Below are 18406 nucleotides of genomic sequence, written 5' to 3' on the forward strand. Positions count from 1 at the left end.
GAGATGGTGATGCCGGGCGACAACGTGCAGGTGACCGTGGAGCTGATCGCCCCGATCGCCATGGACGAAGGCCTGCGCTTCGCCATCCGCGAGGGTGGCCGCACCGTCGGCGCCGGCGTGGTCGCGAAGATCATCGCCTGATAAGTACCAACTGATTTGATTGACGGTGTGCGGTGCCGATGCTATTCGGCACCGCTTCCAACCAAGGTTTAGGACGATGGAAAGCCAGAATATCCGGATCCGCCTGAAGGCGTTCGATCATCGCGTGCTCGACCAGTCGACCAGCGAGATCGTGAATACGGCCAAGCGGACCGGTGCCCGGGTGCGCGGTCCGATCCCCCTTCCGACCCAGGTCGAGAAGTTCACGGTGAACCGCAGCCCGCACATCGACAAGAAGTCGCGTGAGCAGTTCGAGATCCGTACCCACAAGCGCCTGCTGGACATCGTCGATCCGACCCCGCAGACCGTGGACGCGCTGATGAAGCTCGACCTGGCCGCCGGCGTCGACGTCGAGATTAAGCTGTAAGTTTGAGTTGAGGGACCTCTCCCCCTGAGGATGTCCCCTGTTAGGAGAAGAGACTAAAATGCGATCCGGTTTGATCGCGCAGAAGCTCGGCATGACCCGCATCTTCACGGATGAGGGTGAGCACGTGCCGGTGACTGTGCTGAAAGTCGACAATTGCCAGGTCGTCTCCCACAAGACCGAAGACCGGGACGGGTACACCGCCCTGGAAGTCGGCGTGGGCAAGGCCAAGGTGAAGAACGTCACGAAGGCTGAGCGCGGCCACTTCGCCAAGGCGAAGGTGGAGCCGAAGAAGAAGACCGTGGAGTTCCGGGTGACCCCGGACGCCCTGGTCGAGGTCGGTGCGGAGATCACCGTCGATCACTTCGTCGCTGGCCAGTTCGTGGACGTCACCGGGACGACCATCGGTAAGGGCTTCGCCGGTGGCATGAAGCGCTGGAACTTCGGCGGCCTTCGCGCCACGCACGGTGTGTCCGTGTCGCACCGTTCGCACGGTTCGACCGGTCAGCGCCAGGATCCCGGCCGCACCTTCAAGAACAAGAAGATGGCGGGTCACCTGGGCGTTGAGCAGGTCACCACCCAGAACCTGAAGGTCGTCTCGGTCGATGTCGAGCGCGGCCTGATCCTCGTCCGCGGCGCCGTCCCCGGCTCCGAAGGCGGTTATATCCTGGTCAAGGACGCCGTGAAGAAGAAGCTGCCGGAGGGCGTTCCCTTCCCGGCCGCCTTCCGTGCGCCGACGCAGGACGCTCCTGCCGCGCAGGAGGGTTGAGCATCATGAAGACGACCGTTAAGAACCTGAAGAACGAGCAAGTCGGCGAGATCGAGCTGGACGATGCCGTGTTCGGCCTGCCGGCCCGCTCCGATCTGCTGGCCCGCATGGTGAACTGGCAGTTGGCCAAGCGCCGTCAGGGCACGCACAAGACCAAGGGGATCTCCGAGATCTCCGGCACGACCAAGAAGCCGTGGAAGCAGAAGGGCACCGGCCGTGCCCGTCAGGGCTCCCTGCGCTCGCCGCAGTTCCGCGGCGGCGCGGTGATCTTCGGTCCGGTGGTGCGCAGCCATGAGCACGACCTGACGAAGAAGGTCCGCAAGCTGGCCCTGAAGACCGCCCTGTCGGTCAAGGCCGCCGAAGGCAAGCTGATCATCCTCGACGACGCCCGTGCCGAGACGCACAAGACCAAGGCGCTGGTCGAGCAGTTCGGCGCCCTGGGCTTCAGCTCGGTGCTGATCATCGACGGCGCCAACCTGGATGAGAACTTCGTCCGGGCCGCTGGCAACATCCCCCACGTGGATGTGCTGCCGGAGCAGGGCGCCAACGTGTACGACATCCTGCGGCGCGACACCCTGGTGTTGACCCGCAACGCGGTCGAGCAGTTGGAGGCTCGCCTGAAATGAGCAAGAACGCGAAGCCGTTTGTGAGCGCCGAGCGCATGTACGATCTGATCGTCGCGCCCGTCATCACCGAAAAGTCCACCCTGGGCTCCGAGCATAACCAGGTCACCTTCCGGGTGCCCCTGGATGCCACGAAGCCCGAGATCAAGCAGGCCGTCGAAGGCCTGTTCAAGGTCAAGGTGACGGCCGTCAACACCATCGTCTCGAAGGGCAAGACCAAGCGCTTCCGGGGCATCGTGGCTCGCCGGTCCGACTTCAAGAAGGCCATCGTGACCCTCGCCGAAGGGCACACGATCGACGTCACCACCGGCGTGTGAGGGCATTAACGATGGCACTTAAGACTTACCGTCCCATTACCCCGAGCCTGCGCCAGCTGGTGCTGGTCGACCGCTCGGAGCTGTACAAGGGCAAGCCGGTTAAGCGTCTGACGGAGGGCCTGAGCGGCACCGGCGGTCGTAACAACACCGGTCGCATCACCGCGCGTCGCATGGGCGGCGGCCACAAGCGCCGTTACCGTCTGGTCGACTTCAAGCGCAACAAGTTCGACGTCCCCGCGACGGTCGAGCGTCTGGAGTACGATCCCAACCGGACGGCCTTCATCGCTCTGATCCGTTATCAGGACGGCGACCTGGCCTACATCCTGGCTCCGCAGCGCCTGAAGGCCGGTGACGTTGTCGTCGCCGGTGAGAAGGTCGATGTGAAGCCCGGCAACGCCATGCCGCTGAAGAACATCCCGGTCGGCACCATCGTCCACAATGTGGAGCTGCGTGCGGGCAAGGGCGGGCAGATCGCCCGTTCCGCCGGTACGTTCCTGCAGCTGGTGGGCCGCGACCAGGGTTACGCCCAGCTGAAGCTGCCCTCGGGCGAGCTGCGCATGGTCCGGGGCGAGTGCATGGCCACCATCGGTGCCGTGTCCAACCCCGACCAGTCCAACACCGTGATCGGCAAGGCCGGTCGCAACCGTTGGCTGGGCCGTCGTCCGTCCGTCCGTGGCGTCGCCATGAACCCGATCGACCACCCGCACGGTGGTGGTGAAGGCCGTACCTCCGGTGGCCGTCATCCGGTCACGCCGTGGGGCAAGCCGACCAAGGGCAAGAAGACGCGTAGCAACAAGAAGACGGACGGGCTGATTATCCGTCGTCGTCGCTCTAAGTAAGGAGTAGGACCCGTGACCCGTTCCGTCTGGAAGGGGCCGTTCATTGACGGCTACCTTTTGAAGAAGGCAGAGAAGGCGCGCGCGTCCGGCCGCAACGAGATCATCAAGATCTGGTCGCGCCGTTCCACGATCCTGCCCCAGTTCGTCGGTCTGACCTTTGGCGTTTACAACGGCCATAAGTTCCTGCCGGTGCTCGTGACCGAGAACATGATCGGACACAAGTTCGGTGAGTTCTCCCCGACGCGGACTTTCTACGGCCACGCGGCCGACAAGAAGGCGAAGAGGAAGTAAAATGAGCAAGCCTCAATCTGAACGGCCTTTCGCCGACAACGAGGCTGCGGCGCACGGCCGGATGATCAAGTCCAGTGCCCGCAAGCTGAACCTCGTCGCCCAGATGATCCGCGGCAAGGAAGCCGGCACCGCGCTGGCCATGCTGACCTTCTCCAAGCGCCGCATCGCCGGCGAAGTGAAGAAGGTTCTGCAGTCGGCCATCGCCAACGCCGAGAACAACCACCAGCTGGACGTTGACCGTCTGGTGGTCGCTTACGCCACCGTGGGCCGCGCCCTGGTGATGAAGCGCTTCCATGCCCGGGCCCGCGGTCGCGGCGCCCGTGTCGAGAAGTCTTACAGCAACTTGACCGTGGTGGTGCGCGAGCGCGCCGAGGAAGCCACGGGGGAGACCGCGTAACATGGGTCAGAAAGTCAACCCCATCGGGCTCCGCGTCGGTATCAACCGGACCTGGGACAGCCGCTGGTTCGCCAGCCGCGACTACGCCACGCTGCTGCACCAGGACCTGCGCCTGCGCAAGCACCTGCAGGGCAAGCTGGCCGCGGCCGGCGCGTCGCGCATCATCATCGAGCGTCCGGCCAAGAAGGCCCGCGTCACCATCCACACGGCTCGTCCGGGTGTGGTGATCGGCAAGAAGGGCGCCGACATCGAGAAGCTGCGCCTTGATCTGGGCCGCATGACCGGCTCCGAGGTCAGCCTGAACATCGTCGAAATCCGCAAGCCGGAACTCGACGCCAGGCTGATCGCCGAGAACATCGCCAGCCAGCTGGAGCGCCGTGTCGCCTTCCGTCGCGCCATGAAGCGCGCCGTGCAGTCGGCCATGCGCCTCGGCGCCCAGGGCATCCGCATCAACTGCGGCGGCCGTCTGGGTGGTGCTGAGATCGCTCGTATGGAGTGGTACCGCGAAGGTCGCGTGCCGCTGCACACGCTGCGCGCCGAGATCGACTACGGCACGGCCACGGCGAAGACCACCTACGGCACCTGCGGTGTCAAGGTGTGGGTGTTTAAGGGCGAAATTCTGGCGCACGATCCGTTCGCCCAGGACAAGCGCGCCGATCAGCAGCCCGTCGCGGCGCGCTGAGGGTGAACGGATACTAGAGGGCAATTGCCATGCTGAGTCCGAAACGTACTAAGTACCGCAAGCAGCACAAGGGGCGCATCCACGGCGCCACCAAGGGCGGCAGCCAGCTGAACTTCGGCGCCTTTGGCCTGAAGGCGGTCGAACCGGCGCGCATCACCGCGCGCCAGATCGAGGCGGCCCGCCGCGCGATCACCCGTCACATGAAGCGTCAGGGCCGGGTCTGGATCCGGATTTTCCCGGACGTGCCGGTGTCGAGCAAGCCCGCCGAAGTCCGCATGGGCTCCGGTAAGGGGTCGCCCGAGTTCTGGGCGGCCCGCGTGGCCCCCGGCCGCATCATGTTCGAGCTGGATGGTGTGCCGGCGGACCTCGCCAAGCGCGCCTTCGAGCTGGCCGCTGCCAAGCTGCCGATTAAGACCCGATTCATCACCCGCCTGGGTGAGGGAGCTGAGGCATGACCAAAGCCGTCGACCTGCGCACCAAAAGCGTGGATGAGTTGCAGGACCAGCTCTTGCAGCTGAAGAAAGAGCAGTTCAATTTGCGCTTCCAGCGCGCCTCCGGGCAGCTGGAGAATACCGCGCGTGTCGGCCAGGTTCGGCGCGACATCGCTCGGATTAAGACCATCCTGGGCCAGCGGGAAACCGCTGCGCCCGTGTCCTGACAGGGGGAAGCGTTATGCCCCGGCGTGTTTTGCAGGGCACGGTTGTGAGCGACAAGGGCGACAAGACCGTCATCGTGCTGGTCGAGCGTCGTGTTATGCACCCCGTGTACAAGAAGTTTATTAAGCAGTCGAAGAAGTATGCTGCTCATGACGAGCAGAATGCTTATAAGGCTGGCGACACGGTGACGATCGAAGAGTGCCGTCCGATTTCCAAGCGGAAGCGGTGGGCCGTCGTCGTGGAAAGCGCCGCCCCGTCGGGCGCCGCCGTCTAACTGTTTTGCTTAAGGAAGCCAAACCATGATCCAGATGCAAACCAACCTGGAGGTCGCTGACAACAGCGGCGCGCGCCGGGTGCAGTGCATCAAGGTGCTGGGCGGCTCCATGCGGAAGGTCGCGGCCGTTGGCGACGTCATCGTCGTCTCGGTCAAGGAGGCCATTCCGCGGGGCCGCGTGAAGAAGGGTGACGTGCACCGCGCCGTCATCGTTCGCACCGCCAAGGAAATCCGTCGCACCGACGGTTCCGCCATCCGCTTCGACCGCAACGCGGCCGTGCTCATCAACAAGCAGGGTGAGCCGATCGGGACCCGTATCTTCGGGCCGGTCACGCGTGAGCTGCGCGCCAAGAAGTTCATGAAGATCATCTCCCTGGCGCCGGAGGTCCTGTAAATGTCGAAGATTAAGAAGGCCGACAAGGTCGTCATCATCGCCGGCAAGGACAAGGGCAAGCAGGGCGAGGTGATCGCCGTTCTGCCGAAGGAGAACCGCGTCAAGGTGCGCGGCGTGAACCTGGTCAAGAAGCACCAGCGTCCGACTCCGACCCAGCAGGGTGGCATCGTTGAGCTCGAGGCGTTCATCGACGTCTCCAACGTCGCCCATGTCGACCCCAAGACCAACAAGCCGACCCGCGTCGGCTACCGGATCCTGGAAGACGGCCGCAAGGTCCGTTTTGCCAAGGTTTCCGGTGAAGTCATCGACCTGTGAGGCGCGTTATGGCTGCCAGGCTTAAAGAACATTATGATTCCGTCGTTCGCGCCTCGCTGAAGAGCGAGTTCAACTACGCCAACGACCTGGAAGTGCCGCGGATCGAGAAGATCATCATTAACATGGGCGTCGGCGAGGCCACGTCCGATGGTAAGAAGATCAACGCCGCCGTCACCGATCTGACCGCCCTGTCCGGTCAGAAGCCGGTGGTGACCCGCGCTCGCAAGTCCATCGCGCAGTTCAAGCTGCGCGAGGGCATGGCCATTGGTTGCAAGGTGACCCTGCGCCGTGACCGCATGTACGAGTTCCTGGACCGTCTGATCACGATCGCCCTGCCGCGCGTCCGCGACTTCCGCGGCGTGTCGGGCACGAGCTTCGACGGTCGTGGCAACTACGCCATGGGTCTCAAGGAGCAGATCATTTTCCCGGAAATCGACTACGACCGCGTGGACGAGATCCGGGGAATGGACATCATCATCGTCACCACGGCGAAGACCGATAAGGAGGCCAAGGCCCTCCTGAAGGGCTTCCAGATGCCGTTCGCGAACTGAGCGGCAGGAGCTTCCCATGGCCAAGACCAGTTCTGTTCAGAAGAACAAGCGCCGCGAGCGCCTCGCGAAGCAGTACGCCGGCAAGCGTAATGCTCTGAAGGCCATCGCGTCCGATCGTACCCTGCCACCCGAGGAGCGGTTCGCCGCTCGCCTCAAGCTCGCTGAGCTGCCGCGCAACTCCAGCCCGACCCGTATTCGGAATCGCTGCGAGCTGAGCGGTCGTCCGCGTGCTTTTTACCGCAAGTTTAAGCTGTCTCGCATTGCCCTGCGCGACCTGGCCTCGACCGGCCAGATCCCGGGCATGACGAAGTCCAGCTGGTAATCGGAGGTTCGGGAAATGGCGTTGAGCGATCCCTTGGGCGATATGCTGACCCGCATCCGTAATGGACAGCGGGCCCGCATGCAGTCTGTCACCAGCCCGGCCTCGAAGCTGCGCACCAACGTTCTGGAGGTGCTGAAGCGCGAGGGTTACATCCGTGGCTACTCCCTGGACACGGTTCGTCCGGGTGTCCATAGCGTGCGTATCGAGCTGAAGTATCACGAAGGCGAGCCTGTCATTAAGCAGGTGCAGCGCGTGTCGAAGCCCGGCCGCCGCATTTACTCCAAGATCGCCGATCTGCCGCGGGTCTTTAACGGCCTCGGCATTTCGATCCTGTCGACGCCCCGTGGCGTCATGTCGGACAGCGAGGCCCGTGCCGCCAATGTTGGCGGCGAGGTCCTCTGCAAAGTGTTCTAAGGAGCTGGCCACATGTCTCGTATCGGCAAGCATCCGGTGCCCGTTCCGGCCGGCGTGACCGTTCAGGTCACCGGCCAGGACGTCACCGTGAAAGGCAAGCTGGGCCAGCTCAGTCTGACCCTGGTTGACGACATCTCCGCCACGCTGGAAAACGGCGCTGTGGTGGTGAAGCCCGCGAACGACAGCCGCAAGGCTCGCGTGAACTGGGCCACCTCTCGCACGCTGCTGGCCAACATGGTCAAGGGTGTCGACACCGGCTTCACCAAGAACCTCGAGATCACCGGCGTGGGTTACAAGGCCGCCGTCCAGGGTCAGGAACTGCTCCTGAACCTGGGCTTCAGCCATGACGTGCGCTTCCCGATCCCGGCCGGCATCACGATGAAGTGCGACAAGCCCACTTCCATCTCGATCACCGGTTTCGACAAGCAGAAGATTGGCCAGGTTGCGGCTGAGATCCGCGCGTACCGTCCGCCCGAGCCCTACAAGGGCAAGGGCATCCGGTACGCGGATGAGGTCATCATCCGCAAAGAAGGCAAGAAGAAGTAAGGCGCACGATCATGAGCAATGCAAAAGTTCTGAGCGCGCGCCGCCAACAGCGGGTGCGCACGCGGATCCGGAAGCTGGGCCAGGGGCGTCCGCGCCTGTCCGTGTTCCGTTCCAGCCAGCACATCTACGCCCAGGTCATCGACGACGTGGCCGGCCAGACCAAGGCCGCTGCCTCGTCCATCGACAAGACCCTGCGCGCGCAGCTGAAGACCGGTGCCGACATCGAGGCGGCCAAGGCGGTCGGCAAGCTGATCGCCGAGCGGGCCAAGGAAGCCGGCATCACGGAAGTGGTGTTCGATCGCGGTTCGTATCTGTTCCATGGCCGGGTCAAGGCCCTGGCCGACGCCGCGCGTGAAGCCGGCCTGCAGTTCTAAGGGGTAGCGATTATGGCACGTAACGAGAGGGACGGCGGCAACAGCGGCGGTCGCGAGCGTGGCGGGGACCGGGATCGTACGCCCCGGGACCGTGAGGAAAGCGAGCTGGTAGAAAAGCTCGTTGGTATTAACCGCGTCGCCAAGGTGGTGAAGGGTGGCCGTCGCTTCGGCTTCGCCGCCCTGGTCGTGGTGGGTGACGCCAAGGGTCGCGTCGGCGTTGGTTCGGGCAAGGCCCGCGAAGTGCCGGAAGCCATCCGCAAGGCCACCGATCAGGCCAAGCGCTCCATGATCCGCGTGCCGCTCCGTGAGGGCCGGACGCTGCATCATGACGTGCATGGTCACTTCGGCGCCGGCAAGGTGGTGCTGCGCACCGCCGACGCCGGTACCGGCATCATCGCCGGTGGTCCGATGCGCGCGATCTTCGAAGCTCTCGGCGTCCAGGACGTCGTGACCAAGTCGGTCGGCACGTCGAACCCGCACAACATGATCAAGGCGACCTTCGACGCCCTGTCCCAGTGCGTCAGCCCCCGCGCCGTCGCCGCCCGCCGTGGCCGTCGCGTCAGCGACATCCTGGGCCGCCGCGAGGCCGGTGCCGAGGCGAAGGAGAGCGCGTGATGAGCGAGAAGAACACCGTCATCGTGACCCAGATCGGCAGCCCGATCGGCCGCCAGAAGGACCAGCGGGCGACGCTGGTGGGTCTTGGTCTCAACAAGCTGCACCGTACCAGCGAGCTGGAGGATACCCCTTCGGTCCGTGGTATGATCGCCAAGGTGCAGCACCTCGTGCGCGTCGAGAAGGCCTCCTGAGGCCTTCCCGATACGGCTTGAAGGGATAAAGTCATGAAGCTTACGGATATTCGCGACAACCCGGGCGCCCGCAAGGCGCCCACCCGGGTTGGTCGGGGCATCGGCTCCGGCAAGGGCAAGACCGGCGGCCGTGGCGTGAAGGGTCAGACCTCGCGTTCCGGCGTGTCGATCAATGGCTTCGAAGGCGGTCAGATGCCCCTGCATCGCCGCCTGCCGAAGCGCGGTTTCAACAACCTGTTCGGCACCGACTATTCGGTGGTGAACATCGGTACCGTCCAGAAGGCCCTCGATGAGGGCCGCCTGAACGCCGCCGATGTGATCACCGCCGAGGTGCTGGTCGCCGCCGGCCTGGTGCGTCCGTCCCGTGATGGCGTGCGCCTGCTGGCCAAGGGCAGCATCACCGCCAAGGTGGCGTTCGATGTCGCCGGCGCCTCCGCCGCGGCTGTGGCCGCCGTGGAAGCTGCCGGTGGCTCGGTCAAGGTGCCCGCGGTCGAAGCGGCTGCCGAGTAATTAAGGAAGTGCGGCCGGCGTTCGTGTTAAAAGCGAGCGCCGGCCGTCTTTCTTTCTGCCGCAGGTCTCCCCATCTGGGGTGGGACCCGTTAGGGGGACCGGCGACGGTCCCTTTTCTTTTGTCTTTTTGATACCGTCTGTGCCGCGCCCCTGTGAGGCGCCTCGATAGGAACGGATTCCATGGCTTCAGCCGCCGAGCAGCTCGCCGCCAATCTTAATTTCGGCTCCTTCGCCAAGGCCACGGAACTGAAGAAGCGGCTCTGGTTCACCCTGGGAGCGCTCATCGTTTTCCGCCTGGGCACCTATATTCCCCTGCCGGGCATCAACGTCCAGGCCTTTGCCGACGTTTTCAACCAGGCCAAGGGTGGCATCCTGGGCATGTTCAACATGTTCGCGGGTGGCGCCATCGAGCGCATGAGCATCTTCGCGCTCAATATCATGCCCTACATCTCCGCCAGCATCATCGTGCAGCTGCTGACGGCGGTGATCCCCAGCCTCGAAACCATGAAGAAGGAAGGCGAGGCGGGCCGCAAGAAGATCAACCAGTACACCCGCTATGGCACGGTGATCCTGGCCATTTTCCAGTCCTACGGCTTGGCCGTGGCGCTGCAGGGCGCCAAGGGCGGCACGGTGATCGATCCCGGCCCCTTCTTCATCATCAGCACCGTGGTCACCATGGTGGGCGGCACCATGTTCCTGATGTGGCTGGGTGAGCAGATCACCGCCCGGGGCGTGGGCAACGGCACCTCGCTGATCATCTTCACCGGCATCGTGGCCGCGCTGCCCAAGGCGCTGATGCAACTGCTGGAACTGGGCCGCACCGGGGCCATCGGCTTCGGCATCCTTGCCCTGCTGCTGGCCGTCGCCGTGGGCGTGATCTTCTTCATCGTCTTCATGGAACGCGCCCAGCGCCGGCTGATCGTGCAGTACCCGAAGCGCCAGGTGGGCAACAAGGTCTATGGGGGTGAAGCCTCGCATCTGCCCTTGAAGCTGAACACCTCGGGCGTCATCCCGCCGATCTTCGCCAGCTCGCTGCTGCTGCTGCCGGCCACCGTCACCGGTTTCTCCGGCGGCACCGGCCCGGAAATCCTGCAGACCATCGCCCGCTATGTGACCCATGGCCAGCCGCTCTATATCGTGCTGTACATGGCGCTGATCGTGTTCTTCAGCTTCTTCTATACCGCGGTCGTGTTCAACCCGACCGAGACGGCGGAGAATCTGAAGAAGTATGGCGGTTTCATCCCCGGTATCCGTCCGGGTAAGAACACTGCGGACTATCTGGACTTTGTTCTCACCCGTTTGACGGTGTTGGGCGCCGGCTACCTGGTGGTGGTTTGTCTATTGCCCGAACTGTTGATGGCCAAGAACGCTATTCCTTTTTATTTTGGCGGCACCAGCCTGCTAATTGTGGTAACGGTGACTATGGACACGGTCGCCCAGATCCATTCGCATCTGCTGGCGCATCAATATGAAGGCCTCATCAAGAAGGCAAAGCTGAGGGGGAGGCGTGGATGAACCTGATTCTTCTGGGACCGCCGGGCGCCGGCAAGGGAACGCAGGCGCAGCGGCTTGAACGGAAGTTCGGGTTGGTGCAGTTGTCGACGGGCGACATGTTGCGGGCGCTGAAGGATAGCGGCAGCCCGCTGGGTCAGCAGGCCAAGGAGATCATGGCCGCCGGCAAGCTGATGCCGGACGCGATCATGGTCGAAATGATCGCCGACCGCATCACCCAACCGGATTGCGCCAAGGGCTTCATCCTCGACGGTTTCCCCCGCACGGTTCCGCAGGCCGAGGCCCTGGACCGTATGCTGGCGGAAAAGCACCTGAAGCTTGACCACATCATCGAGATGGTGGTGGACGACGCGGCCCTGGTGGAGCGTGTGACCGGCCGGTATACTTGCGCCAAATGCGGCGCCGGCTATCACGACAAGTTCCACCAGCCCAAGGTGGCGGGCGTCTGCGACATCTGCGGCTCGACCGAGTTCAAGCGCCGGGCCGACGACAACGCCGAGACCTTCACCAAGCGCTTGGCGGAATACCACGCGCTGACGGCGCCCATCCTGCCTTACTATCAGGGCAAGGGCGTGCTGAAGCAGGTGGATGGCATGGCGGAGATTGACGAGGTCACCCGTCAGCTGGAGGCCATCATCGCCGCCTGAGCTGGAGGCCTCGCGCTTATCCGAATATGGAAGGGCCGTTTCTCCGGGTAGGAGAGGCGGCCTTTTCCCTTTCGTGCCCTCCGCTGGCTGCATGCCCGGTGTTGGGCATTGTCCGCGTGGGCGCGGTTGACATCCAGTCGCGCCTGCGTATACTCCCGCATCCGATCCGTTATGGGCTTTTGGCCCGGCGGGTGCGGATGAAACCGGCTCTCGGCCCTGGCACCCCATGAGGTGGCGGGACGGGGTTGGTTCATATGTGCATTTGGAGATCCTGGAGTTTCCAGGTTTTCTTCGGATGAGATGCCCCGAAGGTCATTGGACGTCCCCGCCACGGGAGCCGGTGATCAGGCGGGGTGTGGACGAAGATCGCATCGCCCGGGCGTGACGCCGGGGCGGGCATGAACGATGGAGAAAGCGCGTGGCGCGTATCGCTGGCGTTAATATTCCCACCGCGAAGCGGGTGGAAATCGCCCTTCAGTACATTCACGGCATCGGTCCCTTCATGGCGAAGGAGATCTGCGGCAAGGTCGGCATTCCGCTGGAGCGCCGCGTGCATCAGCTGACCGACGACGAAGTCCTGCGTATCCGCGAAGTCATCGACAGCGACTACTCGGTCGAAGGCGACCTGCGTCGCTCTGTCGCCATGAACATCAAGCGGCTCATGGACATGGCCTGCTACCGCGGCCTGCGTCACCGCAAGGGCCTGCCGGTCCGCGGTCAGCGCACGCACACCAACGCGCGCACCCGCAAGGGCCCGGCCAAGCCGATCGCCGGTAAGAAGAAGTAAGCTGAAGGACTGATAAGAAATGGCAAAGCCCAACGCTTCTGCCGCCCGGCTTCGTCGCCGCGAGCGCAAGAACATCACCTCGGGCGTGGCGCATGTGAACGCCTCGTTCAACAACACCATGATCACCATCACCGACGCCCAGGGCAACACCATCGCCTGGTCCTCGTCGGGCATGATGGGCTTCAAGGGTTCGCGCAAGTCGACCCCCTACGCCGCCCAGATGGCCGCCGAAGACGCGGGCCGTAAGGCCCAGGAACACGGCATGCGCACCCTGGAAGTGGAAGTGAAGGGTCCGGGTTCGGGCCGTGAGTCCGCCCTGCGCGCCCTGCAGTCGGTCGGCTTCCAGATCACGTCCATCCGCGACGTGACGCCGATCCCGCACAACGGCGTTCGCCCGCCGAAGAAGCGTCGCGTCTGATCATTCTACCGATTACGGAGGCGGCCCCCGTGGCCGCTTCCGGTCCAAACGCTTCCGCGTTTCCCCGCCGCCCCGGGACCGGCTTTCGCATGCCATCGCGATCGCCCATGCATGGGGGAGGTGGTCAGGTTCAGGACAGGGCGCCGGTCGCAAGACCGGCGCCCTGATCCGCACCCGACAGCGGTGAAACCGGGTGTCGTGTCCTCCCGATGGCATTAGAGGCAACTACCCGTGATTCAGAAGAACTGGCAGACCCTGGAAAAGCCCAGCAAGCTCGACGTGAACGTCGGTGCCGATCCGCGCCGTGAGGCCACGATCATCGCCGGTCCGCTGGAGCGTGGCTTTGGCCTGACCCTGGGCAACGCCCTGCGCCGCGTCCTGCTGTCGTCCCTTCAGGGGGCGGCGGTCACCGCCATCCACATCGATGGCGTCCTGCACGAATTCTCCTCCATTCCCGGCGTCCGCGAGGACGTGACCGACATCGTTCTGAACATCAAGAACATGGGTCTGAAGATGGAGGGCGAGGGCCCGAAGCGGCTGCGCCTGCGCGCCGAAGGCCCCAAGGAAGTCACCGCCGGCATGATCGAGGTGACGGGCGACATCGAGGTGATGGACCCGGATCTGGTGATCTGCACCCTGGACGCCGGCGCCCGCCTGAACATGGAACTGACGGTCGAGAAGGGCAAGGGCTACGTCCCCGCCAGCCAGAACCGTCCGGAAGACGCCCCCATCGGCCTGATCCCGATCGACGCCCTGTACAGCCCCATCCGCAAGGTGGCGTACAAGGTGGAGAACACCCGCCTGGGTCAGCGCACCGACTATGACAAGCTGTCGCTGTCGATCGAGACCAACGGCGCCGTGACGCCCGAGGATGCCGTGGCCATCGCCGCCCGCATCCTGCAGGACCAGCTGCAGCTGTTCATCAACTTCGAGGAGCCGCAGGCCGTTACCGCATCGGAGAAGTCCGACGAGGTGCCGTTCAACAAGAACCTGCTGCGCAAGGTGGACGAGCTGGAACTGTCGGTCCGTTCGGCCAACTGCCTGAAGAACGACAACATCGTCTACATCGGCGACCTGGTGCAGAAGACGGAAGCGGAAATGCTCCGCACCCCGAACTTCGGCCGCAAGTCGCTGAACGAGATCAAGGAAGTGCTGTCCCAGATGGGCCTGCACCTCGGCATGGAAATCCCGAACTGGCCGCCCGAGAACATCGAGGACCTGGCCAAGCGTCTGGAAGAGCCGTACTGAGCTTGATTTGAGGTTACCCGCATCCGGCTACGGCCGGGTGCAGGGTACAGGGCATAGGGCCCACCCCCGCCGTGCCGGCCGGCGCCCCTTACGGGCAAGGACGGGCGTTTCGGGGATCGTCATAGGTGTCGGCATCCGACACCCGGACATGAAAGGAGAAGCACCATGCGTCACGGCGTTTCCGGGCGTAAGTTCAGCAAGACCTCTACCCACCGTCTGGCCATGTTCTCCAACATGGCCAATGCCCTGATTAAGCACGAGCAGATCAAGACGACCCTGCCGAAGGCCAAGGACCTGCGGCCGATCGTCGAGAAGCTGATCACGCTGGGCAAGAAGGGCGGCCTCGCCAACCGTCGCCTGGCGTTCGCGGAACTGCGCGACAACGCCATGGTCGATAAGCTGTTCACCACCATCGCCGAGCGTTACAAGGACCGTCAGGGTGGCTACACCCGCGTCCTGAAGGCCGGCTTCCGCTACGGTGACATGGCCGCCATGGCTGTCATCGAGCTGGTGGACCGCGACGTCTCCGCCAAGGGCCAGGACAGCGGTCCGGTCCAGGTGACGGAGACCGAGGAAGAAGCGGCCTGAGTCTAGGCTGTTCCACTTCCGGAATGGTAAGGAAAGGGGCGGATCCGCGAGGGTTCGCCCTTTTTCATTGGGCGGCCGGCGGGCGGGGACGCAGACCCCGTGTAAGCGTGTGGACGGGCGGGGGCCAAATCGCGCATCCTGCCGCCCGTCCATCGCCGGCGCGACAGGCGCGCCCGTGTGACGGACAGGAGGATAAACCGGTGCGTATTTGGGGGATCAAGGCGGCTGCCGCCAGCGTGCTGCTGCTGGGGCTGACGGGCTGCCTGGGGCTGCCGTCGCAGCGCGAGGGCAAGCTGGACACCCACGCCGCCTGCGTGGCGCGCTGCAACCGCGACAGCCAGGTGTGCGGCGATACCAAGGCCGGGCAGAGCGATCATACGCCCGAACTGAACAACGGCATGTGCCAGCGCGACCTGAAATCCTGCCTGAACCGTTGCGGCGACCCGGGCTGAACCCTATTTCACCCCAATCCCCTTCGTTTCGATCAGACGTGAGAGTTGGTTCCCGTGAAGCTTGAAACGCCGTTCCGCCGCTCGATGTCCCGCTTGGTCCTGACCAGTCTGGCCGCCGGTCTTGCTTTGTCGCCCCTGGGCGCCGTCGCCCAGCAGGTGCCGCAAAGCAAGGAGCAGATCACGCTCAGCTATGCCCCCTTGGTGAAGCGGGCGGCGCCGGCGGTGGTCAACATCTACAGCCGCCGGGTGATCAAGCAACGCGTATCGCCCTTCATGGAAGACCCGTTCTTCCGCCAGTTCTTCGGCGATGCCTTCCGGGGCGTCCCGCGGGAGCGGGTGGAATCCTCGCTGGGCTCCGGCGTCATCATCCGGCCCGACGGCCTGATCGTCACCAACGACCATGTCATCAAGGACGCCGACCAGATCACCGTGGTGCTGGCCGACCGGCGGGAGTTCCCGGCCAAGGTCATGAGCGCGGATGAGAAGGTCGATTTGGCCGTCCTGCGCATTGACACCAAGGGCGAGAAGCTGCCCACCCTGGAACTGGGCGACAGTGACAGCATCCAGGTCGGTGACCTGGTGCTGGCCATCGGCAACCCCTTTGGCGTGGGCCAGACGGTCACCAGCGGCATCGTCTCGGCGCTGGCCCGCACCGGCGTGGGCGTGTCGGATTTCAACTTCTTTATCCAGACGGATGCCGCCATCAACCCCGGCAATTCCGGCGGCGCGCTGATCACCATGGACGGCAAGCTGGCCGGCATCAATTCGGCCATCTATTCGCGCAGCGGCGGCTCGGTCGGCATCGGCTTCGCCATCCCGGCGGACATGGTGCGCTCCGTCGTCACCGCGGTGGAGGGCGGCGGCAAGCTGGTGCGGCCGTGGATGGGCGCCAGCGGCCAGCCGGTGACGCAGGAACTGGCTACCAACCTGGGCCTGCCCCGGCCCCAGGGCGTGCTGATCAACCAACTGAACCCCAAGGGCCCGCTGGAGCAGGCGGGCGTGAAGGTCGGTGATGTGGTGACGGCGGTGAACGGCCACCTGGTCGATGATCCGGAAAGCCTGCGCTACCGCATCGCCCTGCTGCCCGTGGGGGGCACCGCCACCGTGACCGTGATCCGTAAGGGCGCGGAAACGAAGCTGCCGGTGAAGCTGATCGGCCCGCCGGAAGACCCGCCGCGGGATGAGACGGCGCTGGACGGCCGTCAGCCCTTCGCCGGCACCACCGTGGCCAACATCAACCCGGCGCTCGCGGAGGAGGTCGGCTATGCCGGCAATTCCGACGGCGTCATCGTGCTGAAGGTGCAGCAGGGCACCACCGCCCAGGCCCTCGGCTTCCAGCCAGGCGACGTGGTGGTGAAGGTCAATGGCCAAGCCATCTCCCGCGTGGCCGACCTGAAGCGCGTGGTGAGCCAGCCCCAGCGCCGCTGGGACCTGGCCGTGCGGCGCGGCGACCAGGTGCTGACGCTGAGCGTCGGCGGCTGAGGACATGGGCGGCTGACGCGGTTTCCCGCCGCGTCATTCATGGAAACGTCGGCATACAGGTCCGGTACTGGTCAAAAGGACGATGCCAAGCCGCCCCCCGCTCTGGCATGGTGTTCCGGGTTTGTATCCGGGGTGTATGGAACGTCATGGTGAAGAGCGGATCGGGTTCCCTGTTCGAGGCGGAGGCGCCGCGCCCGCTAGCCGACCGGCTGCGGCCGACCGCGCTGGACCAGGTGGTGGGACAGGAGCATCTGCTGGGCCCCAAGGGGCCCATCGGCCGCATGGTGGCGGCCCACCGTCTCAGCTCCATGGTGCTGTGGGGACCGCCGGGCTGCGGTAAGACCACCATCGCCCGCCTGCTGGCCCAGGCCACCACCCTGGCGTTCGAGCCCCTGTCCGCGGTGTTCTCCGGCGTGGCCGACCTGCGCAAGGTGTTCGAAGCGGCCAAGCAGCGCCGCCAGGCGGGCCAGGGCACCCTGCTGTTCATCGATGAAATCCACCGCTTCAACCGCTCGCAGCAGGATGGCTTCCTGCCCTATGTCGAGGACGGCACCGTCACCCTGGTGGGCGCCACGACGGAGAACCCGTCGTTCGAGCTGAACGCCGCCTTGCTCTCCCGTGCGCAGGTCTTCGTCCTGAACCGGCTGGGGGAGGAGGCGCTGGAAAAGCTCATCGGCCGGGCGGAGGCGGAGGAGGGCCGCGCCCTGCCGCTGACCGAGGATGCGCGGGCGGCGCTGAAGGCCATGGCCGATGGCGACGGCCGCTATTTCCTGAACCTGGTCGAGGAGATCTTTGCCGTGGCGCGCGCGGGGGAGGACCCGCTGGACACCAACGCCCTGACCGTGGCGGTGCAGCGGCGCATGCCCCTCTACGACAAGGCGCAGGAGGGGCACTACAACCTCATCAGCGCCCTGCACAAGTCGCTGCGCGGCTCGGACACGGATGCCGCCCTCTACTGGTATTCCCGCATGCTGGCGGGAGGGGAGGACCCGCGCTACATCGCTCGCCGCCTGGTGCGCTTCGCCAGCGAGGACATCGGCATGGCCGATCCGCAGGCCCTGACCATCGCCCTTGCCGCCTGGGACGCCTATGAGCGCCTGGGCAGTCCGGAGGGTGAGTTGGCCGTGGCCCAATGCGTCATCTATCTGGGCACCGCGCCCAAGTCCAACGCCGCCTACATGGCCATCAAGCAGGCGCAACGGGCGGCCAAGGAGACGGGCAGCCTGATGCCGCCCATGCACATCCTGAACGCGCCCACCCGCCTGATGAAGGACCTGGGCTACGGCAAGGGCTACAACTACGACCACGACACGGCCGACGGCTTCTCCGGCCAGAACTATTTCCCCGACGGCATGGCGCGGCGGGAGTTCTATCAGCCGGTGGAACGCGGCTTCGAGCGCGAGATCAAGAAGCGCCAGGATTATTGGGCCAAGCTGCGCCAGCGGGCGGCCGAGGGTGGCGGGGAGGACTGACGCCTGCCCTGATGGGCTATGCCCTTGAAATCAAAAGCGAACTGGAGGTGACGGGCAACCTGAAGGATTGGGAGCGTTGGGACGCGCTGCCCCGGATCAAGGTGAAGACCCTGACCATTGGCGCCACCCATGACGAGATGGATCCGGAGGATATGACCAGGACTTCTACTTCAAGAACCTGATCCCGTTCCTGAAGA

General features: G+C 64.7%; 32 protein-coding genes. All 32 read left to right on the plus strand.

From position 1 onward, the window contains the following. Window positions 1-141 (plus strand): EF-Tu C-terminal domain-related protein (locus FBZ89_RS19030; RefSeq protein WP_484213824.1); only part of this gene is annotated, 141 nt, incomplete at its 5' end. A 76-nt stretch (window positions 142-217) separates the two neighbouring features. Then, window positions 218-526 carry a 30S ribosomal protein S10 gene (gene rpsJ / locus FBZ89_RS19035; RefSeq protein ID WP_040848411.1) on the plus strand — a complete coding sequence of 103 codons (309 nt, stop codon included), beginning with the start codon at window positions 218-220 and terminating at the stop codon, window positions 524-526. 58 nt (window positions 527-584) lie between these two features. Then, window positions 585-1292, plus strand: coding sequence for a 50S ribosomal protein L3 (gene rplC, locus FBZ89_RS19040; protein ID WP_145751461.1), 708 nt, complete (start codon window positions 585-587; stop codon window positions 1290-1292). Between the two features lie 5 nt (window positions 1293-1297). After that, window positions 1298-1918, plus strand: a complete 621-nt coding sequence (gene rplD, locus FBZ89_RS19045; RefSeq protein ID WP_145751462.1) for a 50S ribosomal protein L4 — start codon at window positions 1298-1300, stop codon at window positions 1916-1918. After that, window positions 1915-2232 (plus strand): 50S ribosomal protein L23, encoded by a 318-nt coding sequence (locus tag FBZ89_RS19050; RefSeq protein ID WP_088871757.1) that lies wholly within the window; start codon window positions 1915-1917, stop codon window positions 2230-2232. Before rplD ends, FBZ89_RS19050 begins: the two co-directional genes overlap by 4 nt. An 11-nt stretch (window positions 2233-2243) precedes the next feature. After that, window positions 2244-3071 (plus strand): 50S ribosomal protein L2, encoded by an 828-nt coding sequence (gene rplB / locus FBZ89_RS19055; RefSeq protein WP_040848407.1) that lies wholly within the window; start codon window positions 2244-2246, stop codon window positions 3069-3071. A 12-nt stretch (window positions 3072-3083) separates the two neighbouring features. Beyond that, window positions 3084-3362 carry a 30S ribosomal protein S19 gene (gene rpsS / locus FBZ89_RS19060; protein WP_004273665.1) on the plus strand — a complete coding sequence of 93 codons (279 nt, stop codon included), beginning with the start codon at window positions 3084-3086 and terminating at the stop codon, window positions 3360-3362. Window position 3363: 1 nt separating this feature from the next. Then, the gene (gene rplV / locus FBZ89_RS19065; protein WP_004273664.1) at window positions 3364-3759 is read left to right on the plus strand and encodes a 50S ribosomal protein L22; all 396 of its coding nucleotides are present in this window, start codon (window positions 3364-3366) and stop codon (window positions 3757-3759) included. A 1-nt stretch (window position 3760) separates the two neighbouring features. Then, complete coding sequence (gene rpsC, locus FBZ89_RS19070) at window positions 3761-4441, plus strand: 30S ribosomal protein S3 (RefSeq protein ID WP_145751463.1); 681 nt, start codon at window positions 3761-3763, stop codon at window positions 4439-4441. A 29-nt stretch (window positions 4442-4470) separates the two neighbouring features. Further along, window positions 4471-4896, plus strand: coding sequence for a 50S ribosomal protein L16 (rplP, locus tag FBZ89_RS19075; protein WP_040848405.1), 426 nt, complete (start codon window positions 4471-4473; stop codon window positions 4894-4896). Continuing rightward, the gene (gene rpmC / locus FBZ89_RS19080) at window positions 4893-5099 is read left to right on the plus strand and encodes a 50S ribosomal protein L29 (protein ID WP_040848404.1); all 207 of its coding nucleotides are present in this window, start codon (window positions 4893-4895) and stop codon (window positions 5097-5099) included. The genes rplP and rpmC overlap by 4 nt, the downstream gene beginning before the upstream one ends. A 14-nt stretch (window positions 5100-5113) precedes the next feature. Further along, window positions 5114-5371, plus strand: coding sequence for a 30S ribosomal protein S17 (rpsQ, locus tag FBZ89_RS19085; RefSeq protein WP_004273663.1), 258 nt, complete (start codon window positions 5114-5116; stop codon window positions 5369-5371). A 25-nt stretch (window positions 5372-5396) separates the two neighbouring features. Next, on the plus strand, window positions 5397-5765 hold the full coding sequence (gene rplN, locus FBZ89_RS19090) for a 50S ribosomal protein L14 (protein ID WP_004273662.1): 369 nt from the start codon (window positions 5397-5399) through the stop codon (window positions 5763-5765). Next, window positions 5766-6080, plus strand: a complete 315-nt coding sequence (gene rplX, locus FBZ89_RS19095) for a 50S ribosomal protein L24 (RefSeq protein WP_040848403.1) — start codon at window positions 5766-5768, stop codon at window positions 6078-6080. It begins immediately after the preceding gene. A gap of 8 nt (window positions 6081-6088) precedes the next feature. Next, window positions 6089-6631 carry a 50S ribosomal protein L5 gene (rplE, locus tag FBZ89_RS19100; protein WP_040848402.1) on the plus strand — a complete coding sequence of 181 codons (543 nt, stop codon included), beginning with the start codon at window positions 6089-6091 and terminating at the stop codon, window positions 6629-6631. 16 nt (window positions 6632-6647) lie between these two features. Continuing rightward, window positions 6648-6953: a 30S ribosomal protein S14 gene (rpsN, locus tag FBZ89_RS19105; RefSeq protein WP_004273661.1), complete on the plus strand. Its 306-nt coding sequence runs from the start codon at window positions 6648-6650 to the stop codon at window positions 6951-6953. Between the two features lie 15 nt (window positions 6954-6968). Beyond that, a complete protein-coding gene (gene rpsH, locus FBZ89_RS19110; RefSeq protein ID WP_004273660.1) occupies window positions 6969-7367 on the plus strand; it encodes a 30S ribosomal protein S8 in 399 nt (132 codons plus the stop codon). Window positions 7368-7379: 12 nt separating this feature from the next. Beyond that, window positions 7380-7913 (plus strand): 50S ribosomal protein L6, encoded by a 534-nt coding sequence (gene rplF, locus FBZ89_RS19115; RefSeq protein ID WP_004273659.1) that lies wholly within the window; start codon window positions 7380-7382, stop codon window positions 7911-7913. 11 nt (window positions 7914-7924) lie between these two features. Continuing rightward, window positions 7925-8287: a 50S ribosomal protein L18 gene (gene rplR / locus FBZ89_RS19120; RefSeq protein ID WP_145751464.1), complete on the plus strand. Its 363-nt coding sequence runs from the start codon at window positions 7925-7927 to the stop codon at window positions 8285-8287. Window positions 8288-8299: 12 nt separating this feature from the next. Further along, window positions 8300-8902, plus strand: a complete 603-nt coding sequence (rpsE, locus tag FBZ89_RS19125) for a 30S ribosomal protein S5 (protein ID WP_040848400.1) — start codon at window positions 8300-8302, stop codon at window positions 8900-8902. Continuing rightward, a complete protein-coding gene (gene rpmD, locus FBZ89_RS19130) occupies window positions 8902-9093 on the plus strand; it encodes a 50S ribosomal protein L30 (RefSeq protein WP_040848399.1) in 192 nt (63 codons plus the stop codon). Before rpsE ends, rpmD begins: the two co-directional genes overlap by 1 nt. A gap of 33 nt (window positions 9094-9126) precedes the next feature. Then, window positions 9127-9603, plus strand: coding sequence for a 50S ribosomal protein L15 (gene rplO, locus FBZ89_RS19135; RefSeq protein WP_145751465.1), 477 nt, complete (start codon window positions 9127-9129; stop codon window positions 9601-9603). Window positions 9604-9783: 180 nt separating this feature from the next. After that, window positions 9784-11118: a preprotein translocase subunit SecY gene (gene secY, locus FBZ89_RS19140; RefSeq protein ID WP_040848397.1), complete on the plus strand. Its 1335-nt coding sequence runs from the start codon at window positions 9784-9786 to the stop codon at window positions 11116-11118. After that, entirely contained in the window at window positions 11115-11762 is a 648-nt protein-coding gene (locus tag FBZ89_RS19145; RefSeq protein ID WP_145751466.1) for an adenylate kinase, read from the plus strand. The genes secY and FBZ89_RS19145 overlap by 4 nt, the downstream gene beginning before the upstream one ends. A 418-nt stretch (window positions 11763-12180) precedes the next feature. Further along, window positions 12181-12549 carry a 30S ribosomal protein S13 gene (gene rpsM / locus FBZ89_RS19150; protein WP_004273657.1) on the plus strand — a complete coding sequence of 123 codons (369 nt, stop codon included), beginning with the start codon at window positions 12181-12183 and terminating at the stop codon, window positions 12547-12549. 19 nt (window positions 12550-12568) lie between these two features. Then, window positions 12569-12967, plus strand: coding sequence for a 30S ribosomal protein S11 (rpsK, locus tag FBZ89_RS19155; protein WP_004273656.1), 399 nt, complete (start codon window positions 12569-12571; stop codon window positions 12965-12967). A 231-nt stretch (window positions 12968-13198) separates the two neighbouring features. Then, complete coding sequence (locus FBZ89_RS19160) at window positions 13199-14215, plus strand: DNA-directed RNA polymerase subunit alpha (protein ID WP_145751467.1); 1017 nt, start codon at window positions 13199-13201, stop codon at window positions 14213-14215. 165 nt (window positions 14216-14380) lie between these two features. Continuing rightward, complete coding sequence (rplQ, locus tag FBZ89_RS19165; protein WP_040848395.1) at window positions 14381-14803, plus strand: 50S ribosomal protein L17; 423 nt, start codon at window positions 14381-14383, stop codon at window positions 14801-14803. Window positions 14804-15003: 200 nt separating this feature from the next. Continuing rightward, window positions 15004-15255 (plus strand): hypothetical protein, encoded by a 252-nt coding sequence (locus FBZ89_RS19170; RefSeq protein ID WP_145751468.1) that lies wholly within the window; start codon window positions 15004-15006, stop codon window positions 15253-15255. A 54-nt stretch (window positions 15256-15309) separates the two neighbouring features. After that, complete coding sequence (locus FBZ89_RS19175) at window positions 15310-16737, plus strand: DegQ family serine endoprotease (RefSeq protein WP_145751469.1); 1428 nt, start codon at window positions 15310-15312, stop codon at window positions 16735-16737. 146 nt (window positions 16738-16883) lie between these two features. After that, window positions 16884-18209 carry a replication-associated recombination protein A gene (locus FBZ89_RS19180; protein WP_145751470.1) on the plus strand — a complete coding sequence of 442 codons (1326 nt, stop codon included), beginning with the start codon at window positions 16884-16886 and terminating at the stop codon, window positions 18207-18209. A gap of 11 nt (window positions 18210-18220) precedes the next feature. Continuing rightward, window positions 18221-18391: a hypothetical protein gene (locus FBZ89_RS19185; protein WP_211115286.1), complete on the plus strand. Its 171-nt coding sequence runs from the start codon at window positions 18221-18223 to the stop codon at window positions 18389-18391. Window positions 18392-18406 lie beyond the last annotated feature (15 nt).

The sequence above is a fragment of the Nitrospirillum amazonense genome, from assembly GCF_007828045.1.
Taxonomy (GTDB): domain Bacteria; phylum Pseudomonadota; class Alphaproteobacteria; order Azospirillales; family Azospirillaceae; genus Nitrospirillum; species Nitrospirillum amazonense_C.

Coding starts and splice junctions, on each gene's coding strand:
- rplN (WP_004273662.1), top strand. CDS start 5,397: ATGATCCAGATGCAAACCAACCTGGAGGTCGCTGACAACAGCGGCGCG.
- FBZ89_RS19050 (WP_088871757.1), top strand. CDS start 1,915: ATGAGCAAGAACGCGAAGCCGTTTGTGAGCGCCGAGCGCATGTACGAT.
- rpsC (WP_145751463.1), top strand. CDS start 3,761: ATGGGTCAGAAAGTCAACCCCATCGGGCTCCGCGTCGGTATCAACCGG.
- FBZ89_RS19145 (WP_145751466.1), top strand. CDS start 11,115: ATGAACCTGATTCTTCTGGGACCGCCGGGCGCCGGCAAGGGAACGCAG.
- FBZ89_RS19180 (WP_145751470.1), top strand. CDS start 16,884: ATGGTGAAGAGCGGATCGGGTTCCCTGTTCGAGGCGGAGGCGCCGCGC.
- rplE (WP_040848402.1), top strand. CDS start 6,089: ATGGCTGCCAGGCTTAAAGAACATTATGATTCCGTCGTTCGCGCCTCG.
- rpsH (WP_004273660.1), top strand. CDS start 6,969: ATGGCGTTGAGCGATCCCTTGGGCGATATGCTGACCCGCATCCGTAAT.
- rplC (WP_145751461.1), top strand. CDS start 585: ATGCGATCCGGTTTGATCGCGCAGAAGCTCGGCATGACCCGCATCTTC.
- rpsQ (WP_004273663.1), top strand. CDS start 5,114: ATGCCCCGGCGTGTTTTGCAGGGCACGGTTGTGAGCGACAAGGGCGAC.
- rpmD (WP_040848399.1), top strand. CDS start 8,902: ATGAGCGAGAAGAACACCGTCATCGTGACCCAGATCGGCAGCCCGATC.
- rpsN (WP_004273661.1), top strand. CDS start 6,648: ATGGCCAAGACCAGTTCTGTTCAGAAGAACAAGCGCCGCGAGCGCCTC.
- rplR (WP_145751464.1), top strand. CDS start 7,925: ATGAGCAATGCAAAAGTTCTGAGCGCGCGCCGCCAACAGCGGGTGCGC.
- rpmC (WP_040848404.1), top strand. CDS start 4,893: ATGACCAAAGCCGTCGACCTGCGCACCAAAAGCGTGGATGAGTTGCAG.
- rplB (WP_040848407.1), top strand. CDS start 2,244: ATGGCACTTAAGACTTACCGTCCCATTACCCCGAGCCTGCGCCAGCTG.
- rpsJ (WP_040848411.1), top strand. CDS start 218: ATGGAAAGCCAGAATATCCGGATCCGCCTGAAGGCGTTCGATCATCGC.
- FBZ89_RS19185 (WP_211115286.1), top strand. CDS start 18,221: ATGGGCTATGCCCTTGAAATCAAAAGCGAACTGGAGGTGACGGGCAAC.
- rplO (WP_145751465.1), top strand. CDS start 9,127: ATGAAGCTTACGGATATTCGCGACAACCCGGGCGCCCGCAAGGCGCCC.
- rplD (WP_145751462.1), top strand. CDS start 1,298: ATGAAGACGACCGTTAAGAACCTGAAGAACGAGCAAGTCGGCGAGATC.
- rplF (WP_004273659.1), top strand. CDS start 7,380: ATGTCTCGTATCGGCAAGCATCCGGTGCCCGTTCCGGCCGGCGTGACC.
- rplP (WP_040848405.1), top strand. CDS start 4,471: ATGCTGAGTCCGAAACGTACTAAGTACCGCAAGCAGCACAAGGGGCGC.
- rplX (WP_040848403.1), top strand. CDS start 5,766: ATGTCGAAGATTAAGAAGGCCGACAAGGTCGTCATCATCGCCGGCAAG.
- rplQ (WP_040848395.1), top strand. CDS start 14,381: ATGCGTCACGGCGTTTCCGGGCGTAAGTTCAGCAAGACCTCTACCCAC.
- rplV (WP_004273664.1), top strand. CDS start 3,364: ATGAGCAAGCCTCAATCTGAACGGCCTTTCGCCGACAACGAGGCTGCG.
- secY (WP_040848397.1), top strand. CDS start 9,784: ATGGCTTCAGCCGCCGAGCAGCTCGCCGCCAATCTTAATTTCGGCTCC.
- rpsK (WP_004273656.1), top strand. CDS start 12,569: ATGGCAAAGCCCAACGCTTCTGCCGCCCGGCTTCGTCGCCGCGAGCGC.
- rpsE (WP_040848400.1), top strand. CDS start 8,300: ATGGCACGTAACGAGAGGGACGGCGGCAACAGCGGCGGTCGCGAGCGT.